The 22,725-nt window shown below is 43.3% G+C and carries 19 protein-coding genes and 2 pseudogenes; 10 read left to right on the top strand and 11 right to left on the bottom strand.

The annotated features are described in order from the left end of the window. Positions 1–21: 21 nt before the first annotated feature. Positions 22–1,422 (bottom strand): protein kinase, encoded by a 1,401-nt coding sequence (locus tag ACFE90_RS05450; protein WP_375498469.1) that lies wholly within the window; start codon positions 1,420–1,422, stop codon positions 22–24. 627 nt (positions 1,423–2,049) lie between these two features. Beyond that, positions 2,050–3,063, bottom strand: a complete 1,014-nt coding sequence (locus ACFE90_RS05445; RefSeq protein ID WP_375498467.1) for a LysR family transcriptional regulator — start codon at positions 3,061–3,063, stop codon at positions 2,050–2,052. Between the two features lie 212 nt (positions 3,064–3,275). Between ACFE90_RS05445 and ACFE90_RS05440 the strand changes: the two genes are divergently transcribed. From ACFE90_RS05440 to ACFE90_RS05425, 4 genes and pseudogenes are all read left to right on the top strand, one after another. Then, positions 3,276–3,998, top strand: a complete 723-nt coding sequence (locus ACFE90_RS05440; RefSeq protein WP_375498465.1) for an NnrU family protein — start codon at positions 3,276–3,278, stop codon at positions 3,996–3,998. A 415-nt stretch (positions 3,999–4,413) separates the two neighbouring features. After that, entirely contained in the window at positions 4,414–4,800 is a 387-nt protein-coding gene (locus ACFE90_RS05435; RefSeq protein WP_375498463.1) for a thioredoxin family protein, read from the top strand. 206 nt (positions 4,801–5,006) lie between these two features. Further along, positions 5,007–7,109, top strand: coding sequence for an NAD(P)H-quinone oxidoreductase subunit 5 (locus ACFE90_RS05430; RefSeq protein ID WP_375498461.1), 2,103 nt, complete (start codon positions 5,007–5,009; stop codon positions 7,107–7,109). 103 nt (positions 7,110–7,212) lie between these two features. Next, positions 7,213–7,389, top strand: a pseudogene (locus ACFE90_RS05425) (type II toxin-antitoxin system MqsA family antitoxin); the annotation flags it as partial. 113 nt (positions 7,390–7,502) lie between these two features. Here the strand turns inward: ACFE90_RS05425 and ACFE90_RS05420 are convergent. After that, on the bottom strand, positions 7,503–7,754 hold the full coding sequence (locus ACFE90_RS05420; RefSeq protein ID WP_375498459.1) for a hypothetical protein: 252 nt from the start codon (positions 7,752–7,754) through the stop codon (positions 7,503–7,505). A gap of 343 nt (positions 7,755–8,097) precedes the next feature. On the opposite strand from ACFE90_RS05420, the gene ACFE90_RS05415 reads away from it, so the two are divergent. Then, positions 8,098–9,675: an NAD(P)H-quinone oxidoreductase subunit 4 gene (locus tag ACFE90_RS05415; RefSeq protein WP_375498457.1), complete on the top strand. Its 1,578-nt coding sequence runs from the start codon at positions 8,098–8,100 to the stop codon at positions 9,673–9,675. 243 nt (positions 9,676–9,918) lie between these two features. On the opposite strand, the pseudogene ACFE90_RS05410 reads toward ACFE90_RS05415, so the two are convergent. Next, positions 9,919–10,115: pseudogene (locus ACFE90_RS05410) on the bottom strand (hypothetical protein); the annotation flags it as partial. A 495-nt stretch (positions 10,116–10,610) separates the two neighbouring features. Between ACFE90_RS05410 and ACFE90_RS05405 the strand changes: the two are divergent. Continuing rightward, positions 10,611–11,333, top strand: coding sequence for a Uma2 family endonuclease (locus ACFE90_RS05405; RefSeq protein ID WP_375498455.1), 723 nt, complete (start codon positions 10,611–10,613; stop codon positions 11,331–11,333). 170 nt (positions 11,334–11,503) lie between these two features. Here ACFE90_RS05405 and ACFE90_RS05400 read toward each other — a convergent pair whose 3' ends face one another. From ACFE90_RS05400 to ACFE90_RS05375, 6 genes are all read right to left on the bottom strand, one after another. Next, a complete protein-coding gene (locus ACFE90_RS05400; RefSeq protein WP_375498453.1) occupies positions 11,504–11,656 on the bottom strand; it encodes a type II toxin-antitoxin system HicA family toxin in 153 nt (50 codons plus the stop codon). A 53-nt stretch (positions 11,657–11,709) separates the two neighbouring features. After that, the gene (locus tag ACFE90_RS05395) at positions 11,710–11,910 is read right to left on the bottom strand and encodes a type II toxin-antitoxin system HicB family antitoxin (protein ID WP_375498451.1); all 201 of its coding nucleotides are present in this window, start codon (positions 11,908–11,910) and stop codon (positions 11,710–11,712) included. Between the two features lie 265 nt (positions 11,911–12,175). Beyond that, positions 12,176–12,619 carry a DUF29 domain-containing protein gene (locus ACFE90_RS05390; protein ID WP_375498449.1) on the bottom strand — a complete coding sequence of 148 codons (444 nt, stop codon included), beginning with the start codon at positions 12,617–12,619 and terminating at the stop codon, positions 12,176–12,178. Continuing rightward, complete coding sequence (locus ACFE90_RS05385; RefSeq protein ID WP_375498447.1) at positions 12,616–12,822, bottom strand: DUF433 domain-containing protein; 207 nt, start codon at positions 12,820–12,822, stop codon at positions 12,616–12,618. The genes ACFE90_RS05390 and ACFE90_RS05385 overlap by 4 nt, the downstream gene beginning before the upstream one ends. A 12-nt stretch (positions 12,823–12,834) precedes the next feature. Then, entirely contained in the window at positions 12,835–13,110 is a 276-nt protein-coding gene (locus ACFE90_RS05380) for a LapA family protein (RefSeq protein WP_375498445.1), read from the bottom strand. A gap of 72 nt (positions 13,111–13,182) precedes the next feature. Then, a complete protein-coding gene (locus ACFE90_RS05375; RefSeq protein WP_375498443.1) occupies positions 13,183–14,607 on the bottom strand; it encodes a phosphoglucomutase/phosphomannomutase family protein in 1,425 nt (474 codons plus the stop codon). A gap of 146 nt (positions 14,608–14,753) precedes the next feature. Here ACFE90_RS05375 and ACFE90_RS05370 point away from each other — a divergent pair, with 146 nt between their 5' ends. Beyond that, positions 14,754–15,611 (top strand): PD-(D/E)XK nuclease family protein, encoded by an 858-nt coding sequence (locus ACFE90_RS05370; protein WP_375498441.1) that lies wholly within the window; start codon positions 14,754–14,756, stop codon positions 15,609–15,611. Positions 15,612–15,993: 382 nt separating this feature from the next. Continuing rightward, positions 15,994–16,146, top strand: coding sequence for a hypothetical protein (locus ACFE90_RS05365; RefSeq protein WP_375498439.1), 153 nt, complete (start codon positions 15,994–15,996; stop codon positions 16,144–16,146). A gap of 83 nt (positions 16,147–16,229) precedes the next feature. Here ACFE90_RS05365 and ACFE90_RS05360 read toward each other — a convergent pair whose 3' ends face one another. Next, positions 16,230–17,900, bottom strand: coding sequence for a transglutaminase domain-containing protein (locus ACFE90_RS05360; RefSeq protein ID WP_375498437.1), 1,671 nt, complete (start codon positions 17,898–17,900; stop codon positions 16,230–16,232). Between the two features lie 664 nt (positions 17,901–18,564). Here ACFE90_RS05360 and ACFE90_RS05355 point away from each other — a divergent pair. Then, a complete protein-coding gene (locus ACFE90_RS05355) occupies positions 18,565–21,447 on the top strand; it encodes a cation-translocating P-type ATPase (protein WP_375498435.1) in 2,883 nt (960 codons plus the stop codon). Between the two features lie 130 nt (positions 21,448–21,577). After that, entirely contained in the window at positions 21,578–22,699 is a 1,122-nt protein-coding gene (gene recF / locus ACFE90_RS05350; protein ID WP_375498433.1) for a DNA replication/repair protein RecF, read from the top strand. Positions 22,700–22,725 lie beyond the last annotated feature (26 nt).

Here is a 22,725-nt window from a genome sequence, read left to right as displayed (position 1 = left end):
GCTGTTAGCACCAAAACTTTTTTAAAGTAAGAGAGATAATAATTTATAAATGAGTCGAAACACGGCTGTTAAAGAAATGGCTACTAAGGCTGCTGCAACTGATAAAATTACTACTGCCTGAATGCCAAGTCCCCCCTGTAAAAAAGGGAGAAAAAAAATAATAGCAAAAGTGATTGTTGGAATAATTAATAAATCGAACTTTTCAATCCACCGCCTGGTTTGGGCAAATATCAGTATGCCTAAAATTACACATGCAACAGTGAAACTAACTATTGGTGATTTTACTAGACTGAAGAGAGCGATCGCAATTAATGCCCCTTCAAATCCACTAAATGCCGCCCCGCCCAATAATTCCACTGTCGAAAACGCTGATTGAGTTGGTGAACGGCGGGGGACAACGGGACTAGAACTGGGTGGTTGTGGCGGAAGTGTTACAGAGGGCGAATTAAATTGTGTAGAAGCTTGAGCCGCCTGTGAGTTAAGTGCATCTAAAACCTCTTGAACTGACTGGAAACGCTGATTAGCAGCAGGTAGCAGCATCTTGTCTAAAACGTCAGCAAGGCGAGGGCTGACATTAACTTGTGTTCGCCATTTCCATTGGTTGCTATAGGCATCAAATAGTTGAACTGCTTCTTGATTTGTCAATAAAATAAGAATAGTTACAGCCAAAGCGTATAAATCCGTAGACGGGAATACTTGACCCCCAGCCATCTGCTCAGGCGGTGCAAATCCCATAGAATAAATTCCTGTGGAAGAAGCAGCAGAACCAAGTGCAACATTTGTTACTTGCTTAACTGCGCCGAAATCTAGTAAAAAAAGTCTATTATCACGACGGCGCATGATGTTAGAGGGTTTAATGTCTCTGTGAATAATGCCTCTATGATGGACAAACTTTAGCACCTTCAGGATTTCTTGCAGCACCTCCAACACTTCCTGCTCAGAAAATTTGCCTTGTTGAACTAATTCTTCCTCTAAGTTTTGCCCATCGATGTATTCTTGTACTAAGTAAAAAAACTGGTCTTGTTGTCCTGGTTGTAAACCATTAACTATCACTGGAAAGAAAGCAAACAAGTCAGGGATTTGCTCGTGATCGTTACCCAGTTGTGATAAAACTTCTGCCTCTCTCTCAAACATCAACTGTGCTTGTTGCAGTTGATTTAAGCTTAAATTTCCCGCAGGTTGAAACTGCTTAACTACGCATTGACGCATTCCTGGAATTCGGCGATCGCGTGCCAAAAAGGCTGCTCCAAATCCCCCCCTTCCTAGAAGCTTTACGGTGACATATCGACCATCTAACAGCAGTGGCATACCACAGCTAGTACAGTATTTTTGCTGCGTTGTTTTCAGCGTCGTAATATCATCTAAATCGGCAAAATAGTTTTGTGGGCGTGGGCAACGTGGACGAGTACAATAAACTTCCATTTTCGTGATTAGTCATTAGTCAAACCAATTCGCAATTCGCAATTCGCAATTTCTTTAGCCATTCATAATGCGCTTGTTTGAGTCAACTGACGTAAGTAGGTGGGCGTGAATATTTATCGTTAGGATGAGGCAGGAGGCAGGAGGTAAGAGGGTTTAAGCCTATTTAATTTTTCTTAACATAGTTTTGTTTTTCCACACCGTTTTACTTAGTATTTATTGCACCAAGTGTCACTACATACATATTTTTTATTTTCCATAAATAAATTTACTTGCTCTGTGCCTTTTTCTTTTTGGTCAAAATAATTCCTAATTGATAATACGTAATGACGCTCTCTACGAGACGCTAAAAGCGAACGCGGACTCGCTACCGCTACGCTAAAGGAATTCATTCAGGTTACATAAAAACTCAACTTCTTTATTAAGAACAGGAAACTTTTTTACTGATGTCAAATTCTTAGCTTGCCTACGGTACGCTAGACGAAAAGCTATGAAATAATAATTACGAATTACCTGAGCGTAGCGGGGCGTGGCCAATTACGAATTACGAATTATTTGCTCATTGGTTATTTACAAAATACATCGGACAAATGACGTAGACACTCTAGGGGTAGGACTAATCACCAGATTTTAGTCTTCGGCGGCAGAGGTGGACGTCGCTATATCCAATGTAGATATCACTATGCTTTTTTGTGCCAATGTTAACACATCTTGACTCCATCCAGGATTAGCAAACTGGGGCAAAATTTCCCGACTAAAAGCTTCTGCGGCCTTGGATCTATAGCGATTAGGATTAAAAATCAGCCACAGTGTCCGTTTGACGACAACGCCTTCAATGGGGGTACGGTGCAGAACACCCATTTGTAACTCTTTAGCGATCGCGCTAGTTGAAACAAAGGCAGCCCCCAAACCAGATTGCACAGCATTTTTAATTGCTTCAATGGAATTTAATTCCATTTCAATCTTAAAACGTCTGGTATCAATTTCACAGCGTGCTAGCACTTGGTCAATTACTTTGCGGATAGTAGATTGGGAATCTAGGGCAATGAATTGTAATTTGTATAGGTCTTCTTTTTGGATTTTTTCCAGTTTGCTAAAGGGATGAAAGACAGGTAGAATTAGCGCTAGTTCGTCTTCAGCGTAAGAAAGAACTTCCAAGGATTCTGATAGTTCACCAGGAATTTCACCGCCGATAATTGCCAAATCAACCTGTCCGTTAGCGACACTCCAAGCAGTCCGTCGGGTAGAGTGGACGTGTAATTGCACTGCCACATCTGGATATTTTTGTCGGAACATACCGATCATCCTGGGCAAAAGATAAGTGCCGGTGGTTTGAGAAGCACCGACAATTAAAGTACCGCCTTGGAGATTTTGTAAATCCTCGATCGCGCGGCAGGTTTCTTGACACAGACTGAGGATTTTTTCACCGTAACTTAGGAGTAGATGCCCTGCTTCGGTTAATTGGGCGCGTCGTCCTCCCCGATCAAATAGGGGGACATCTAGCTGCCGTTCGAGATTTTGCACTTGCAAACTGACGGCAGGTTGGGAAACGTAAAGACTATCAGCGGCACGCTTGAAGCTTCCTTCTTGGGCGATCGCTTTTAAAATACGTAACTGATCTAAAGTGAAAGGAAGGTCAGACATAAGGCTCAAACCACAAACTTTGAAAGGAGCGGATGCACACAACAAATCAGGTTTGGCAACAATCAGCCAGGTATGATTTGTTGCATATTAAACTTGAAAACTTGACTCGAAAAAGACAGTAGCACAACATCTTGACTAAAGTCTCCCTTTGAATACTTTGTGGTATTGGTTGTACTGAGTTCCATTTTCTTTAAATTATTTCACCCGTGTATATGCTGTTGATTTCTTGGTTGACACCCAGTCATTTTGTCATGCTAGGGCTACAAATAGTTTTTGCGATCGCTCACAGTGGAGGCGCTGCTTTGCGTCCTTGGGCAGAAAAATATATTGGGCCAAGGCTTTATCGCGTTCTCTTTGCATTAGTCAGCCTACCTTTGGCTGTAATATTAATTATTTACTTTTTTGGGCATCGATATGATGGTTTGCAACTTTGGCAGGTACAAGGAGTACCAGGAGTGCGAGAATTTGTTTGGCTGCTGTCAGCTATCTCGTTTTTATTTTTATATCCTGCTACCTTCAATCTACTCGAAATTGCTGCCATTCAAAAGCCCCAAGTTCATCTCTATGAAACAGGAATTATTCGGATTACCCGTCATCCTCAGATGGTAGGACAAATAATTTGGTGTGTTGCCCATACGCTGTGGCTGGGTACTACCTTTACACTCGTGACTTCTATTGGATTGGTGTTGCATCACTTGTTTGGAGTTTGGCATGGCGATCGCCGTCTAAGCGATCGCTATGGGGAAGCCTTTGAAATTGCCAAGCAACGGACTTCAATTATTCCCTTTAAAGCAATTATCGACGGCCGTCAATCTATCAAATGGCACGAATTTCTTCGCCCTTCTTATTTGGGAGTTGCCATTTTCATAGCTTTGCTTTGGTTATCGCACCCTCTGTTGCTGGAAGCAACTAGTAAGATAAGATGGGAAATTTAGGCGATCCCCAGTGTCAGCATAAAATCCAAAATAGATAAGGATTTCAGCTTATCAATTGCCCTAAATCAATGTACGATAAGTTCAAACATCTATCGATGGGGGTGGTCTGAGTCGAGTTAAGATTTTAAATTAGTAGTTGTTGGTCAGTTGCCTTTCCTTGGGAAAAAATGGCAGATTTAGTCAAATCGCCAGATGGCCACGGCAATCAGGAGCCTAACATCCAAAAAAGCCACCGTGAGAGTAGCGCTGGCTTTTATTGTCAGAGACACATCAACACGCTCAATTTTTGCCTAATTACTCTGTGTCCTGAGATTTGGTTCCTGAAAGCATCTATCGGCAGTTACTGACTTGCCAATCTTTCACTTCAATGCTGATAGGTAGTTTAATATAAAAACCTTATAATCCAAGAGGCGTCATGGTGTTGTCGGTTAGTGAGCGGACATTTACTCAAGAAGTTTTAGAATCACCTATTCCTGTTTTAGTTAATTTTGAAGCACCTTGGTGTGGCTTGTGTCGGATTATCCACCCACTGTTATTGCAATTTCAAGCCCAATGTGGGGAAGAAATTAAATTAGTTGGGGTTAATGCCGATCAAAATTTTAAACTGTCTACTACTTATAGGCTCAAATCACTACCCACTTTACTATTGATAGAAAATGGCACTATTCGCCATCGCTTGGAATGCTTTCGCGGTAGAGAAGATTTACGTCTAGCTTTAGAAGACATTAAAACTAGGTACACCAGCAGTTCTAAAATTTACAAAAGTTCAAAAACAGTGGACTTAGAGTGTCGGTTAGCCTGATGGATATTGGGTATTGGGCATGGGGCATGGGGCTAAAGACTAATGACCAATGACCAATGACTAATGACTAATGACCAAATCTAAAACCATGCTTAACACCCCACCCAACTCAGTCTTGGGTGGGTTATTTTATCCTAAAGGGTGTGTGTCACAATTATTAACAGTTTCGACACGCTAATTAAGAATTCTAAAAGTAGGCGTCAGTCATGGAAGTAATCTATCAGTATGCCTGGCTGATTCCGGTGTTCCCTCTTGTTGGGGCAATGCTGGTCGGTCTAGGGTTAATCTCGTTGAATCAGGTGACAAACCGCCTCCGCCAGCTTAATGCTGTGGTGATTATCTCCATGATGGCAGCAGCTATGGGGATGTCGTTTGCCTTGCTCTGGAGTCAAATTCAAGGACATGCGTCTTATATTCGCACCTTTGAGTGGGCGGCAGCAGGTAATTTTCACCTGAGCATGGGCTACACTATTGACCACCTGACAGCCCTAATGCTGGTGATTGTCACAACGGTAGCCTGCTTAGTCATGGTTTACACCGATGGCTACATGGCTCACGATCCCGGTTACGTGAGGTTTTACGCCTATCTCAGTTTGTTTGGCTCTTCAATGTTAGGTCTGGTGGTCAGCCCCAACCTAGTACAGATTTATATATTCTGGGAACTGGTCGGGATGTGTTCCTACTTGCTGGTCGGTTTTTGGTACGATCGCAAGTCAGCAGCAGATGCCGCTCAAAAAGCGTTTGTGACCAACCGCGTGGGCGACTTTGGTTTGTTACTCGGCATTTTAGGACTGTTCTGGGCAACAGGAAGCTTTGATTTTAATATCATGGGCGATCGCCTCGCCCAACTCGTAGAATCAGGTTCTATCAGCAATTTTCTCGCTGTCCTGTTGGCGATTTTAGTTTTCTTAGGGCCAGTGGCGAAATCAGCCCAATTCCCCCTCCACGTCTGGCTACCAGATGCGATGGAAGGCCCCACCCCCATTTCTGCCTTGATTCACGCAGCAACGATGGTGGCGGCGGGTGTTTTCCTGATTGCCCGGATGTACCCAGTATTTGAAGACGTCCCAGCCGCAATGAATGTCATTGCCTTTACTGGGGCGTTTACAGCGTTTTTGGGGGCAACCATTGCCATTACCCAAAACGACATCAAAAAGGGCTTGGCTTACTCCACCATTTCCCAACTTGGTTATATGGTGATGGCAATGGGAATAGGTTCCTATAGTGCTGGACTATTCCACCTGATGACCCATGCCTATTTCAAGGCGATGCTGTTCTTGGGTTCAGGTTCAGTAATTCATGGTATGGAAGGTGTCGTTGGACACGACCCCGCCTTAGCGCAGGATATGCGCTTGATGGGTGGACTGCGAAAGTATATGCCTGTCACGGCAACTACCTTTTTGATTGGTTGCTTGGCAATTTCTGGTATTCCACCCTTTGCTGGTTTCTGGTCAAAAGATGAAATTTTAGGGAAGGCTTTTGAGGCTAACCCATTTCTCTGGTTTATCGGCTGGCTAACTGCCGGGATTACAGCTTTCTATATGTTTAGAATGTATTTTTCGACATTTGAAGGCAAATTCCGGGGTACTGACGAGAAAATCAAGGAAAAACTTAAGAAAGCTGCGGCGACAATTGTCCTGGAATTAGAGTCAGAAGAACCAGTCCCGAATTTTGGGCCTGGGGCGATGAAGAAAGGAGAATTGGCGGCAACTAGTCAGCATCATGACTCCCATGACTCCCACGGGCATCACAGCGACTCCCCCCACGAATCGCCGTGGACAATGACGCTGCCGTTGGCACTGTTGGCTGTGCCTTCGATTTTGATTGGTTTGGTGGGAACTCCCTACGCCAATTATTTTGAAGAGTTTATCTTTCCTCCTAGTGAAACCCTCTCCGAAGTTATAGAAAAGGCTGCCGAGTTCAATCCGACGGAATTCTACATTATGGCGGGTGCCTCAGTCGGAATTTCTTTGATTGCGATTACCCTGGCTTCGCTGATGTATTTGCGCCGTAAAATTGACCCGGCTGTGATCGCTGCTAAAATCGAACCACTTTACGAGTTATCCCTCAATAAATGGTACTTTGATGACATTTACCATCGGGTTTTTGTCCTCGGCTTGCGTCGCGTAGCCAGACAAGTTATGGAAGTTGACTTCCGCGTTGTCGATGGTGCTGTTAACCTCACAGGCTTTTTCACCCTTGTTAGCGGTGAAGGTCTGAAGTACCTAGAAAACGGTCGCGCTCAATTCTATGCCTTGATTGTGTTTGGGGCGGTTTTGGGCTTAGTGATTGTATTTGGTGTTACCTGATTTCTATAGGGGTGGGCGGCTGTCCGCCCTTAAGTAGAGACGCGAAATTTCGTGTCTCTACATTTTTTTGGCTGATAGTTAGCAATTAAACCCACATTCCGCAAATGTGACATTAGAAAGAGATGAATGTATTATTGTCTTGAAAAAAGTCCCAGCAGAAATTTGTGATAGCTGTGGTGAATATTATTTAAGTGATGCAGTTACCGAACAGGTTTTAAAAAAAGCAGAGTCAGCTATTAATAATGGAGCAGAATTGGAGATTATTAGATATGCAGCTTAGTGTTATTATTTGCTTCTTTATTACCATCCATAAAGCTGATAAGACAAATATTGTTTAGTCAAAGTTTTGAGACGGACTTTGAAAGGAGTGTAAACCGAACTTTTGCCATAAATCTAGGCTTCGATATCGTCCCAAAGCTCTGAAACTGGGAAAGTTTGTCCTGCTGCTGCTTGTCGCACAGACTCTTGCAAATCAGCTAATGTTTGTGCTTTTGGCTCTTGTTCATCAATCCAAGCTAAACCGCTGGTGTTATTAGAATTTATGGAACTTATAAGCTGTTGCCAAAGTTCTATAGGGACGAGTACATCTGTTGTTTCTCCATCTACGTTAGTGACATAACGAATTTGACTTTTAATTTGTGCCATTATCATTATGGTTATTTCTCCTTTGATGCATTTTTGCACCAGATTGCTTTTTTCAACAACCACCAAACAGCATCGTGTATTTTTAGCGATAGGTTGGGCTACGCGATCGCACCCCTAAACTATAATTTTAGCGGCTTTTTTAGGGTGAATTTTTGACTTGACTGGGAGTATCACAACGCACATTCCGCACCCCCAACTGTCAAAAAAGACTCCCAAGAGAAAAAATAGGGGATTGCCAATTTAATTAAATCAACCTAACGAGGAAGACGAAATCCTCAAAAAGCTGTTAGTTAATAACTAGTGACTTTTTGCCAAACATGATTTTGATAGCAGACGAATTGTGATGAATACAGCTAATTTTCCGTGGCTGACGACGATTATTCTGTTGCCGATAGCCGCTTCACTACTGATTCCCATCATCCCGGATAAAGAAGGCAAAACAGTACGCTGGTACTCCCTCATCGTGGGGCTGATAGATTTTGCACTAATTGTTTATGCTTTTTATACTGGGTATGATTTCTCCAATCCAGATTTGCAGTTGGTCGAGAGTTACCCCTGGGTACCCCAACTAGATTTGAATTGGTCAGTAGGGGCAGATGGCTTATCCATGCCTCTAATTATTTTGACTGGATTCATTACCACGCTGGCGATATTAGCAGCTTGGCCTGTTACCTTCAAGCCAAAGCTATTTTATTTCTTGATTTTGGCGATGTATGGCGGTCAGATTGCCGTGTTCGCCGTCCAGGATATGCTGTTATTTTTCCTGGTGTGGGAACTGGAACTAGTGCCGATATACTTTCTGCTGTCGATTTGGGGAGGCAAAAGACGACAATATGCAGCGACCAAATTTATTTTATACACTGCTGGCGGTTCGCTGTTTATTTTGCTGTCTGCCCTGACAATGGGATTTTACGGCGATACGGTGACGTTTGACATGCGATCGCTCGGCTTAAAAGACTTTGCCCTCAATTTCCAACTTGCCGTCTATGCTGGCTTCCTGATTGCCTACGCCGTCAAGTTGCCGATTATTCCCTTGCACACCTGGCTACCTGATGCCCACGGTGAAGCTACAGCGCCTGTACACATGTTATTGGCAGGTATTCTTTTGAAAATGGGCGGTTACGCCTTAATTCGGATGAATGCCCAAATGCTCCCCGATGCCCACGCTCTTTTTGCACCAGTGTTAGTGGTTTTGGGGGTAGTTAACATCATCTATGCTGCCTTAACATCCTTTGCCCAGCGCAACCTGAAGCGAAAAATTGCCTACTCCTCAATTTCCCACATGGGCTTTGTGATGATTGGTATTGCCTCCTTCACCGATTTGGGATTGAGTGGGGCAGTGTTGCAAATGGTTTCCCACGGGTTAATTGGGGCGAGTTTGTTCTTCCTGGTTGGCGCAACTTACGATCGCACACACACCCTGATGTTGGATGAAATGGGCGGTGTTGCGAAGAGAATGCCGAAGATTTTCGCCATGTTCACCACTTGTTCAATGGCTTCTTTGGCACTGCCAGGGATGAGCGGTTTCGTGGCAGAATTAATGGTATTTGTGGGTTTTGCTACTAGCGATGCTTATAGCTCTACCTTCAAAGTCATTGTTGTATTCTTGATGGCAGTGGGAGTAATTTTAACTCCGATTTATCTGCTGTCGATGTTGCGAGAAATTTTCTACGGAGAAGAGAACAAAGAATTAGTTTCTCACCAAGCTTTGATAGATGCTGAACCCCGTGAAGTATTTATCATTGCTTGCTTGTTAATTCCAATTATTGGTATTGGTTTCTATCCGAAATTGCTGACTCAGATGTATGACGCCACAACTGTACAATTGACAGCAAGATTGCGTGATTCCGTGCCGACATTAGCACAGCAAAAAGACGATGCACTAAAGGTTTCTTTGAGTGCGCCCCAAATCGCTAATTAAATTGCGATCGCTAATTTAGTTTAAATATTGATTACTTTGAGGGCGGGTTTTGTACCTGCCCTTTTTGTTATTCACTCGAAATTTTCTATTCGGTGAAGTAAAAAATAACCCATCGAACTGAGTTAAAAAAAACTTTGTACTGGTAAATAATGAGATGTATTTTTTACAACTATCATAAAAATAGATTTTAAGCTGATTTATTTGCAACCAGTTAAGTAAATCTTCCGTAGCAGTAAAATCTATACCCTGTTCAGCTTTACGAGCTATTTGTTGAAATTCTTTATCTAGAAATTCGTATGGACGTTCCCAATTAATGCAGAAGTTTCTGTAAAAAAGAAATGCATTGCTTGGAGAAAATAAGCTTTTATAATTTCTTTCCAAGGGCTATCAAAATCAGCGCGTAGGCGTAGCCCGTCGTAGACATCGCTAACATTAGTCATGAATTGATTGCAGATGATAGTTTTGGAAAATTATTAACATTGAGTTTCGCTTTGCTCAACTATAGCATTCATAAATCATGCGTTAAAAATTGTGCCGACATTAGCAAAACAAAAAAGAAGCGCCAAAGTTTTTTTTGAATGCACCCCAAATTGCTAATTAGATAGCGATCGCTATTTTAGTTGAAATATTTATTGCTTTGAGGGCGTGTTTGTACCGGTCCTTTTTGGTACGCTTTTGCAGCAGACATACCAAACGAAAAATATTCCGCGCTTTTTTGCTATTGTCAGTTAGAGACTCTGGTAATCAGTATCGAAAAACCATGAATTTAATGTAAAATTTTGCAATCATAAGTCTGTGAATACTGAGAAAGATCCACAGGCGATGTTTAGGACGGGCTACGTTTACACTAAAAATGGTTCTTTATTCTTGCTCTGCGATCGCACATCAATAGATTACGTACAATCTATCTAAAATCAGATTTGGCAAAACCGCTCATGTTAAACTACAATCCACTGCATTGTTTGCCATCTTCCGAAGAACTACCCGACTCAGATGATACTGCTGTGGATAATGAACTTCAAAATTTAATTCCCGGCTTGCTGAAAACGACACTGGCTTTGGTTTGGTGCGATCGCTGGGATTGGTTCTTTGGTGTTGACATGGGTATTTATTATCACCCAGACAAAGCAGCGATTGTCCCTGATGGGTTTCTCAGCTTAGAAGTTAAACGCTTCATTGATGAGGATTTACGCCTAAGTTATGTGCTGTGGGAAGAAAAGAAGCAGCCAATTTTAGCACTAGAAGTTGTTTCTCAAATATATCGGGAAGAATATAGCACTAAGAAAGAATTCTATGGCAAAGAATTAGGAATTTTGTATTACGTTGTATATAGTCCGCTTCGGCGTAGAAAGACACCTTTGGAGGTGTATCACCTAGTTGATGGGGAATATATCTTAATGTCAGGAAATCCCGTTTGGCTGCCAGAGATTGGTTTAGGAATTGGGCGAGAACGGGGAATTTATCAAGGTATAGTGCGGGAGTGGCTGTACTGGTATGACGAAGAAGGGCAAAAATTGCTGACACCAGAAGAACGCATCAGGGAAGCGGAAGAACGCACAGCTTTTGAAGAACAGCGACGGGTGGAAGCAGAACAACAGGTGAAAATGTTAGCGGAAAGGTTGAATGCGCTTGGTGTCGATCCAGAAAGTTTGTTATAGATTCAGCAGATTTTGTAATAGCAAGCGATGTCTACGACGGGCTACGCCTACGCGTCTACAACTCACTGATACAGTAATTCTGGACTTTATTGATTATCTTAAGCTACAACTAACCCAAAGTTGCTAAACTTAGGTGCTGTTATGTGAACTTTGGATAATTGCGATCGCTTTTAGTCCAAATCTTGTTCGGTAAATCCAGCATCTTTCATAATGCTTTTCAAAGTTCCAATCGGTAAATCTCGATTACTATAAACCGGAGCGGAGAGGATTACATCAACACCTTCTTTTACGTAAATATGATGACTGCGAGTAATCCGTTTCAATTCCTAACCCTGCCGTTTCAAAATTTTACAAAGTGCTTTACCTGAAACCGCTTTTATAGCGATATTTCAACCAACTGTTTCTCCGGGTCAAGTTCTTCTCGTTCGCTAGCAACTTCCAACCAACCTTGAATTGCATCTTGCAGCATCTCTAACAAATGTTCATAGCTGTCTCCCCAAGTGTGGCATCCTGGTAGGGCAGGTACAGAAACACACCACACACCGTCTTCTTGCCAGATAACTGCTTTAATTTTCATTACCAATCATCTCCACAAGATTGCGACTAATATTCTAGCGTCAAGCCGAGTGCGATCGCAGCTACATCCTTAATGAGGCGGTAGCCGCTTATCTAGAAATGTATCAGTGGCAAATCGAGGAGATTCAAAAGGGAATTGCTGAAGCGGATGCTGGAGACTTGGCCAGTCATGAAGAAGTAAAAGCGACTTTTGCAAGACTTACCAATGTATATTAAGTGGCTATGCAGTGCGCTTCATTCCATGCAGTCACAAATAAATAAGGTTATCAAATATTGCTTGCTTCTGGTAGCCAATCTTCATCTAACACTAACTCTACAGAATATGGGCACTCTTCTAGAAACACGGATACAAGTATCCCCGTTTGCTTGGCTGCTTGCCGACGTGCCCTTTGATAACTTTCCTCAAGTTGCTCTGTAGGATAGCTTTTAAGACTAGGACTATCTTCTATGGCTAACTCAATTTGGGTGCGAGAATCGGTGATGGAATCGAGCCAACTATCTGAGCGACGCTGAGGTTGATATTGCCACTTGAGCAAATGCAAGAGTAAGCGAGTTAGTTGACTGGCAATACCCCGCCGTTCACTTTTGCCCAAGCCTTCAACCTCTTCAATCAGATGTTCTACATCAATTTCATGCCAGCGATGCGATCGCAATAGTTGGGCTGTCTGTTCAATCCACAAATTAAAATCTGCTTTATAAGTTGCGCTCATAGCGGTTCTCGATCAGCCCCATAGCTTAGGCAAGCTAAAATATCTTCTTGTGTCAAATAAGGAAAGTCATCAAACACTTCCTCGTAGGTCATGCCAAAGGCCAGATAAGATAAAACATCGTATACAGTAATTCGCATTCCTCGAATACAAGGCTTATCACCTCGTTTTCCTGGTTTGATTGTAATAATGTTTTGGTACTGCACAGCTATCAAACCTCAAAAATCTTCATCATCGACAAAAAACTCCGCATCGTCTTCCAATCGAGAATTACCCTGTCCAATACCAGCAAGTCCCCAGAGAGGTTGCAGCAGTGCCATGCCAATTAATCCTACACCAGCACTAAAAGCCAGCACTAAACCCATTGGTATCTGAATCGATTGGAATGTTAAGAATTTTAACGATACGGGTGTGGCATTTTGGACTGAAATAATTGCGATCGCTATTACCCAAACCGTTAAAACTAGAGATGTCAAAAAAGGAGCGATTTTCATAGTTTGATAAAAGTTAAAAATTAGGAGTTAATAATTCTTAACTTATAACTCCTAACTCCTAATTCTGACTGATTAAACTGCTACTGCCTCTAGTTTAGCAATGACACTTTCTAACTCTTGGGCGATTTGGGTGAGTTTTTCAGGAGTATTAGTTTCTAGATAGACGCGCACCAGTGGTTCTGTACCGGAAGGACGCAATAAAACCCAGCTACCTTCTTCTAAATAGAGCTTAATACCATCTTTACGCCCCACTTCCTTGACTTTAATTCCTGCCACCTCTGTAGGTGGATTTCTAGTAAAGGAGTCGATGACGGCGATTTTGTGCGTCTCTGTGAGGTGCAAGTCTAAGCGGTTGTTGTAAAGTGGGCCATCGGCTTGGGCGATCGCTTCTTTGACAAGTTGACTCAGAGGTTTACCTTCATAAGCGATCGCTTCTGCCACCAGCATATCGGCTAATACCCCGTCTTTTTCGGGAATATGCCCAATAATACTCAAACCACCTGATTCCTCTCCACCAATTAACACGGCAGTTTCGCGCATTTTTTCGCCGATGTATTTAAACCCAACTGCTGTTTCGTAAATTTGCAGCCCATTTTTAGCAGCGAAATTATCCAACAGGTGGGTTGTCGCCACAGTGCGGACTATCGCACCTGTTTTACCTTTATTTCTGATTAAATGACGTGCTAGAACCAACAGCACAGTATTAGGAGTCAGGACGGTTCCTTGTTCATCGACGATACCAAAGCGATCGCTATCTCCATCTGTCGCCAAACCCAAATCAGCGCGATCGCGAACTACTGCTTCTACTAACTCAACTAATTGTTCTCCTTTGGGTTCTGGCATCCCACCCCCAAATAACACATCCCTCCAATCGTGGAAACTTTCTAACTGAACGCCACTATGTTGCAAAACTTCATCTAAATAGCCGCGAGAGGTAGAATACAGAGCATCGTACTTTACTTTTAAATTTGCGCTTTTAATCTTTTTTACATCAAGTAGAGTGTAGATAAATTGTAGGTAATCTGGTTTCGGATCGAAAATTGAAATTGAACCTGATGGGTTACTCCCAGGCAACTCATCCGATGCACTTTCTATATTTGCCACAATAGTATCAGTAATCTCTGGAGTGGCAGGCCCAGCATAATCGGGTATATATTTAATTCCACAGTAGGGTGCTGGATTATGACTAGCAGTAAACATTAATGCCCCAGCAGAATTTAGATGACGGGCGTTGTAGGCAATTACTGGTGTGGGACAATCCCGATCAGTAATTTTCACAGTCCAACCTAAGTCTGCCAAAACTTGGGCCGATGTTTGGGCAAACTGGTCAGCTAAAAAGCGAGTATCGTAGGCAATAAGTACTGGTCTATCTTTTGTGTAGGCTGTATCCAGGTAAGTGGCGATTGCTCTTGTTACTTTCCGCACATTGGGGAAAGTAAAGTCATCAGCAATAATCCCTCGCCATCCATCAGTACCAAATTTTATCTTGCTGGACATTTTTGCTACTTGCTCCCGTACATTATCAGTACTATAAAAGCTTCCCGCAAACCGCGTGTAGCAGCAACTATCCTCCGAAGTTCTTTACTAAGCAAGCCTTAGTTTAAACTTCTCCCCACCGTATTTTCTCTCACTGTTTCTGAGCAATGTCAACCCCCGATCGACCTTTTGCCAGTTATCACCTTTGGTCTCTAGTTGCCCCAGCGACTGGGCAAGAACGCTGGCATTGCCAGATGAGACGGGGGTTTATCAAAGCACGGCAACACGAACCACAAGTCAAAGCGCTTTTAAGACAAGCCACCGCGCCCCAGCGAATTGGCATACTTGCCCAAAAAGGCATTTATGAGTTTCATCATCACAAGCATCTGTTGAAGCAAGCCGATGGTGTAGAAAGAGTTGCACAGCTACTTAAATTAGGCAACTCAAGCGATCAAGTCCAGCAACGCGTGCTGCAAATTCTGAAAAAATATCACGATGCGCCGTTGCTTTTGGATAAAGATATTATCCAATTAACTCCGGGTGATGAAGGCTTTCCTAAACCGATAGTAGTGGAACAAGAAGATTATTGCTTTCGCTTATATGCGGCTATGGATTGCGTTTTCATTGAATCTGATAGTACTTTACATATTTTAGATTTCAAAACTGGTAAGTCGGCTTTTGACCGACGACAGGCATTAGTTTATTTGGTAGCTGCTCGTTATCTTTACCCTGGACGGGAAGCTGTTGCATCATTTTATAATTTAGAAATATGTAAAAAGTCTGAGTTAATTAGCATCAATAATAGTGAATTAGAATACTTAAAATTTGAGTTAGCTAATATTGCCCACAAGCACCAGCACGATTTGCAAAAATATCAGGAAGAAACTACTAATTTCAGTAAAATTTTCCCTCCCAATCCTGGCTCTCACTGCCGCTTTTGTCCATTTAACTCAATCTGTGAGTTTGCCAATTTTAAGCAGCATCAATCGTATCCCATGCCCAGTTTAAGATTACATGGCCCCTAATTAAGCTGTTAAGCATTTAATTTGCACATTGAGATCGCAGGGGGGCAGGGGGCAGGGAGCAAGGGAGAGGGTTTGCAGCTTTTATTACCATGAAAATGGTGCAATTTAAATGACGATTAGCTTATCCTAATTGTCCTTTTGCTTATCAGAAGGAAATTATTAATGTTCCCTTACCTGGAACACAGTATTGGAGAAATGGTGGGTAATTAATATGCCGGACGATTATCATTTACTTAAACTTGGTGGCTTGACGTCGCTAATTACAAGTGTAAATGTGTCTCTATGGGGAAACGAAGTATTACTTGAATGTGTGTACGATCCTACTGAGGATCGCTTGCCTTATGTCCTAGTTTTTTAGGACTGTCATGACATAAGGTGGAGTGTGCATGACTCAGAGGAAGTACATGAATCAGAAGCTGATCTCATCGGCTTTTCTATCGGTGCAGAATCCCATAAGAAAGCTACTGTAATTACCACAGACATCTTTGAACTATCTATAATTTACGGCAGTTTTGTTCTTCAAAAAAATTGGTAATAAGCAGAGAGTATTAAGGTGCGTTAGCCTACGGCATAACACACCTTACTCGCTTTCTTAGCGCCTTTCTTCAATGCTCTAATTTAAAAAGGCGGTAATTCTTTAAGAATTGTGAACCGAATATGATTAATCGCCAAATCGCCAATGGGGATATCTTCTTTGGTTAGCCGTTCACCTTGACTTGTCACGGTTTCAAAGGTGATACCTTTACCAATTTCAATGTGATACCAGCACAAGCCCATAAAAAAGCGCGTCGGATAAGGGCCACCTTCACCCACATCATCAGGATTTGATTCCATTGGCAACCAGCCAAAATTCGGGACGTAGAACTCCAACCAAACATGATTAAAGTCGGGTTGCAGAGGCACACCTTGTAAGTCACTATGAGCAGGGCATTTGTACCTACCTACGGTGCGGCAAGGGATGCCATTTAAACGGGATAGGGCAAGTAAAACGCCGACATATTCGCCACAGGAACCAACGCCCCGTTCTAAAACTGTATCTGGCGTGTCAATGTAAGGTTTAATACCATAAGATAACTCATCATAGACGTAATTACGGATGCTGTGCATTTTCCGCAATACATTGGTTTCAGAACCGATCGCTTCTCTGGCGGCACGGCGAACAATGGTAGTATCCATTGCCAAATCGTCGTCATCCACTAGGTAACGTGTTTCTAATTCTGAAGACAGTTTAGGTATATCTTCTACATCTCTGGGTGTGATGCGATACTTAATCCCACGAACTTCCAAAAGGGCTTTCCAGCCAAATATATGCCGTTCACCTGGGGCAAGAGAATCAAATTTAAAGACTGCTACACGTTGCCCCTGTACCACTTCTTCAGTAAAAGGTATACCAATGGCTTCAATGTGTTTCACCTTTTGACGCTCAGTTTCCGATGGTAAGGCGATGCGCCATTCTACCTCAGGTAAATAAACCTCGTCTAAGGGTGCAATTTCCTCAGCATAAGACATTTCAATCAGATAGCCATTAGAGAGGGCGTAACGCTTATCTGGCTGGTAATGATAATACAGAGGGTGAATAAATGTGCGATCGCGGAACGTTAGCTCATGACTAGGATCAGCATTTGGATTGTCCCGGATATAAGGCTCCTCTGAAGCGTAGGCGACGTAAATACTTTCTTTGCCTGTTTCGGCATTTTTATGTATCGCTATGCCTGTGGGACATTCAAAGGGTGTCAGGACACTGAATTGAAGTTCTCCTGTGGCCCTATCCATTGCGTAAACTGATTGTTCGGTGCGATCGCAAATCCACAGCATTTCCTGGGTAACTGCTAAATTCTCTATCCCAACGCCTGGGGCATAAAACCTAGTAATCTCTTTTCGCGTTTCACGGTCATAAATCAGAATGTAGCCTAGCCTTTGGCAGCTGACATAAACTGTTGTTTCCCAAACAGCAACGCCGTCAGCAGGATAAGGCAATGTCACAAAATGTTCCAGACCGAAAGCATTGAGCTTGCACAAGTAAACACTATTTTCTCGGCTCACCCACAGGGTATCTTCCCACGCAGCTAGACCAGTGACATCGGTAAATTCTTTAACTTGATGGGGATTGAGAATTTTGCTGTTGTCAGAGGTGGGATCAATTTCTAGTAGATGCCCTTTAATACTGTCAATGGCAATCAGTCTGTCTTTTATGAAAGTAATGCCACATAGGGTAGCAGCAGTAAGCGGTCGAATTGTCTTTTGCCCAAACATCTGGCTAACGGTCAAAGTGGGGAGTGCAAAACTCATAAAACCTTGTCGAAAGTATAAAAAACCCTCACCTTTAGGTAGGGGAGGAAACATGACTATTTAAGCGATTCAAAATTATTCTTGAAAAATTTACTAGGTAGGGAAACCTTACTGGCAACTTCTCTCAAAATTAACAATGAATAAATGCACTTGTAGCAAGCATCCTGGCTATTGACCAAATATAAATTAAAGCAATACAGTCTAAAATTCATTGTCGCAGATGCTCTGTAACTAAGCTTCAAAGAAGAGGCAGTTCTTACTGGGGGCAGGGGGAAATGACCCTATCAAGAACTGCTGTAGAGCAGAGTGGAACATGGGTCTGAGTCCTCCACAAAAGTGGGTATGGTTCTCTTTCTGGTAGGGTGGTCACTGAGCGTAGCCGAAGTGTCGAATCCCCATTATTTTCCATCCCCCTTGCTCCCTGCTCCCTGCTACCTTGCCTCTTTTTCAAAGCTCTATTACTTATAATTATCGGTACAATGTGTTCCGAAAAACTCTTTCGTGAGAGATAACACTATCTTAAAAAAAATAAATTTACAAATGTTAAGAATTACAGATAGACTCATGCAACTGGGCGATCGCCTTAATGTAACTTTAGAAGATGGAATTCCTGCCATCACTAAATTATGATCAAATTTTGTAACCATTTGCTGTGACCTACACGATGTCTGCTAATTCTCTGCCTGAAGGTGCCGCCGTTTGGCATAGTTTAGAAGTTGATAAAGCGCTAGACCTGCTCGATAGTAATGCAGACAGTGGCTTAACACCCCAAGAAATTCAACAGAGATTGGAAAAGTACGGGCCTAACGAACTTGAAGAAACTGCTGGCCGTAGTACTTGGGAAATCCTGCTGGATCAGTTCAAGAACATTATGTTGTTGATGCTGATTGGCGTAGCTCTGATTTCTGGCTTTTTAGACCTGATGGCTTTGCGGGAGGGTCGCTTGAAGCCTGGTGAAGTGCCATTTAAAGATACGATCGCTATCTTAGCAATTGTCATCCTCAATGGCATACTCGGCTACGTCCAAGAAAGCCGTGCCGAAAAAGCCTTGGCAGCCCTGAAAAAAATGACCTCTCCCTTAGTACGGGTCATCCGCGACGCTAAACTGGTAGAGATAGCAGCCAAGGAACTAGTCCCAGGGGATGTAATGCTGCTAGAAGCTGGGATGCAGATAGCCGCAGATGGACGCTTGATAGAACAGTCGAATTTACAAGTGCGTGAGTCGGCATTGACTGGTGAAGCCGAAGCCGTGAATAAACAGGCATCATTAAAATTGCCGGAGGAAACATCATTAGGCGATCGCCTAAATGTCGTATTTCAAGGAACTGAAGTAGTTCAAGGACGAGCTAAGGTTCTGGTGACTAACACCGGAATGACTACAGAACTCGGCAAAATTGCTACCATGTTGCAGTCGGTGGAAAGTGAACCAACGCCGTTACAGCAACGGATGACTCAACTAGGCAACGTCCTGGTTACGGGTTCCTTGATTCTTGTGGCGATCGTCGTTATCGGTGGTGTCATCAAAGACAGAGGTTTTAGCAACATCCAAGAACTCTTAGAAGTTTCCTTGAGTATGGCGGTTGCTGTGGTGCCAGAAGGTTTACCTGCTGTAATTACCGTAACCTTGGCGCTGGGAACCCAGCGAATGGTGCGCCAGAATGCCTTAATTCGCAAACTCCCAGCAGTGGAAACATTGGGTTCTGTAACTACCATCTGTTCTGATAAAACCGGTACGCTGACGCAAAATAAAATGGTGGTGCAATCGGTTTCCACCAATAACAAAACTTTTCGCGTCATCGGCGAAGGTTACGCTCCCACAGGGGACTTTCAGTTAGATGGTCAAAAAATTTCCCTAGAGGCGTCTCCAGAAATCTCAGCGTTATCAGTCGCCTGTGCTGTTTGTAATGATTCGGTGTTGCAAAAAGAAAAAGGTGAATGGGCAATTTTGGGAGATCCCACAGAGGGGGCATTGTTAACACTGGCGGGAAAAGCTGGAATCGAAAAAGACCAGTGGAACAGTAAATTACCTCGCGTTGCGGAGTTCCCCTTCTCCTCAGAACGGAAGCGGATGAGCGTAATTTCTCAGGTGGAGGGAGTTGCCACAGGTGACGCATCTTCGAGAGGCGTTGACCCTGCGATCGCTAGTTTTGTACAATCTGAACCTTACTTAATGTTTACCAAAGGTTCTCCAGAGTTAATCTTGGCACGTTCCACTCAGATTCATTTGGGCAATCACTCAGCCCCCTTAACTGAAGAACAACGCCAGAAAATTTTGGCAGAAAATGACCAAATGGCGAGTAAAGGTTTGCGGGTGCTAGGTTTTGCCTACAAACCCCTCGCAGAAATTCCACCGGAAGGTTCAGACGAAATATCCGAGCAAGGCTTGGTATGGTTGGGATTGGTGGGAATGTTAGATGCGCCACGCCCAGAGGTAAGGGCAGCTGTGCAAGAGTGTCGAGATGCAGGCATTCGCCCAGTGATGATTACTGGTGACCACCAATTAACAGCACGAGCGATCGCTACCGATTTGGGAATTGCCCAAGAAGGCGATGCCTCCGGCAACCCCTCCGGTGTACGCCTCCTCACTGGTCAAGAATTACAACGGATGAGTGACGAGGAACTAGAGCAAAATGTTGACTTGGTAAGCATTTATGCTAGGGTTTCCCCAGAACACAAACTGCGAATTGTCCAAGCATTGCAACGCCGGGGTCGATTTGTGGCGATGACAGGCGATGGTGTTAACGATGCCCCAGCCCTCAAACAAGCTGACATCGGTATTGCGATGGGCATTACTGGCACTGATGTAAGTAAAGAAGCTAGTGACATGGTGTTACTTGATGACAACTTTGCCACCATTGTCAGCGCCACCAAGGAAGGTAGAGTTGTTTACACCAATATTCGCCGCTTTATTAAATACATTCTGGGCAGTAACATTGGCGAAGTTCTGACAATTGCAGCTGCACCTTTAATTGGTTTGGGAGGCGTTCCCCTTACTCCCTTACAAATTTTGTGGATGAACTTGGTAACAGACGGTTTACCAGCTTTGGCATTAGCTGTGGAACCTCCAGAACCGGATGTGATGCAACGTCCGCCTTTTAGTCCCCGCGAAAGTATTTTCGCTAGGGGATTAGGTTCTTACATGATTCGCATTGGGATCATTTTTGCAATCATCACCATCGCGTTAATGTGGTGGGCTTATCAACATACCCATGCCCCTGGTTATCAGGGAAATCGCGATGCTTGGAAGACAATGGTATTCACTACCTTGTGTATTGCCCAAATGGGTCATGCGATCGCCATTCGCTCCAACAACCGACTGACCATCGAAATGAATCCCTTCTCTAATATATTTGTACTAGCGGCTGTTGTTGTCACCACGATTTTGCAGTTGATGCTAGTTTACGTCCCACCCCTGCGAGATTTCTTTGGTACTCACTACCTGAATATGCAAGAGTTGGGGGTTTGTATTGGCTTCAGTGCCTTAATGTTTGTCTGGATTGAAGCGGAGAAGATATTCTTGCGGATTATGGGCAAGAAGGCCGTTTGAAAAAGTGAGGAGTTATGAGTAGAGACGCGATTAATCGCGTCTTTACAGCAGTTATGAGTTGTAAGATATGAGTTTTCAATTCCTAACTCCTAACTCCTAACTCCTAACTCCTCGCCCCTAACTTTTCCCTATGTATCTGAAAACTCTAAATCTACGACAATTTCGCAATTATCAAGACCAGAACGTTGAGTTTAATGCTGCCAAAACAATTTTGGTAGGTAATAACGCTCAGGGAAAGTCGAATTTGTTGGAGGCGGTGGAGTTGCTGGCGACATTGCGATCGCACCGAATCACCCGCGATCGCGATTTGGTTCAAGAAGGAGAAGCCATAGCCCAAATTAATGCCACCCTTGAGCGACAAACAGGCATCAGTGACCTTACTTTAACCCTCCGCCGCAATGGTCGCCGTAGCGTTGCCCTCAACGGTGAATCTATCCGCCGTCAAATGGATTTTCTTGGCGTTCTCAATGCAGTCCAATTTTCCAGCCTTGATTTAGAACTAGTACGCGGCGGGCCGGAAGGCCGCCGCAACTGGTTAGATACACTCTTAATTCAACTTGAACCAGTTTATGCTCACATTTTGCAGCAGTATAACCATGTGTTACGCCAGCGCAATGCCTTTTTAAAACGCCATCTGGAGACGTTGGATGCAACGTCTCTACAATCAGAACTGGTGTTGTGGGATGCACAGTTAGCTACCACAGGAACCAGGGTAATTAGACGACGCGATCGCGCCATACAACGATTAGCTCCCATTGCTACCGCTTGGCACGCCAGTATTAGCGGCAGTACAGAAGCTCTACAAATCAAGTACGTGCCGAATATTCCTTTAGAGGATAACCATCCAGAAGAAGTGCAGCAAGCTTTTTTAGCAAAAATTCAGCAACGAGCGATCGCCGAAATGCACCAAGGCACTACTCTTGTCGGCCCCCATCGAGACGAAATAGAATTAACTATTAACCAGACACCCGCTCGTCAATACGGTTCTCAAGGTCAACAACGAACACTGGTTCTAGCTTTAAAATTAGCAGAATTACAATTAATTGAAGAAGTCGTTAAAGAGCCACCATTGCTATTGCTTGATGATGTTCTTGCCGAACTAGATTTATCTCGCCAAAATCAATTGCTCGATGCCATTCAAGACCGCTTTCAGACCCTAATTACTACTACTCACTTGGGTTCTTTTGATTCTCAGTGGTTAAAGTCCTCCCAAATTCTTTTTGTGAAAGCAGGAGAAATAATCCCAAATTAGTCATTTGTGACTGAAGAGGCAGGGGC

Origin of the sequence: uncultured Nostoc sp., assembly GCF_964245445.1 — a bacterium.
Taxonomy (GTDB): domain Bacteria; phylum Cyanobacteriota; class Cyanobacteriia; order Cyanobacteriales; family Nostocaceae; genus Nostoc.
Note: the sequence above shows the minus strand (reverse complement) of the source record. Positions and strands in the feature narration are given on the sequence as shown.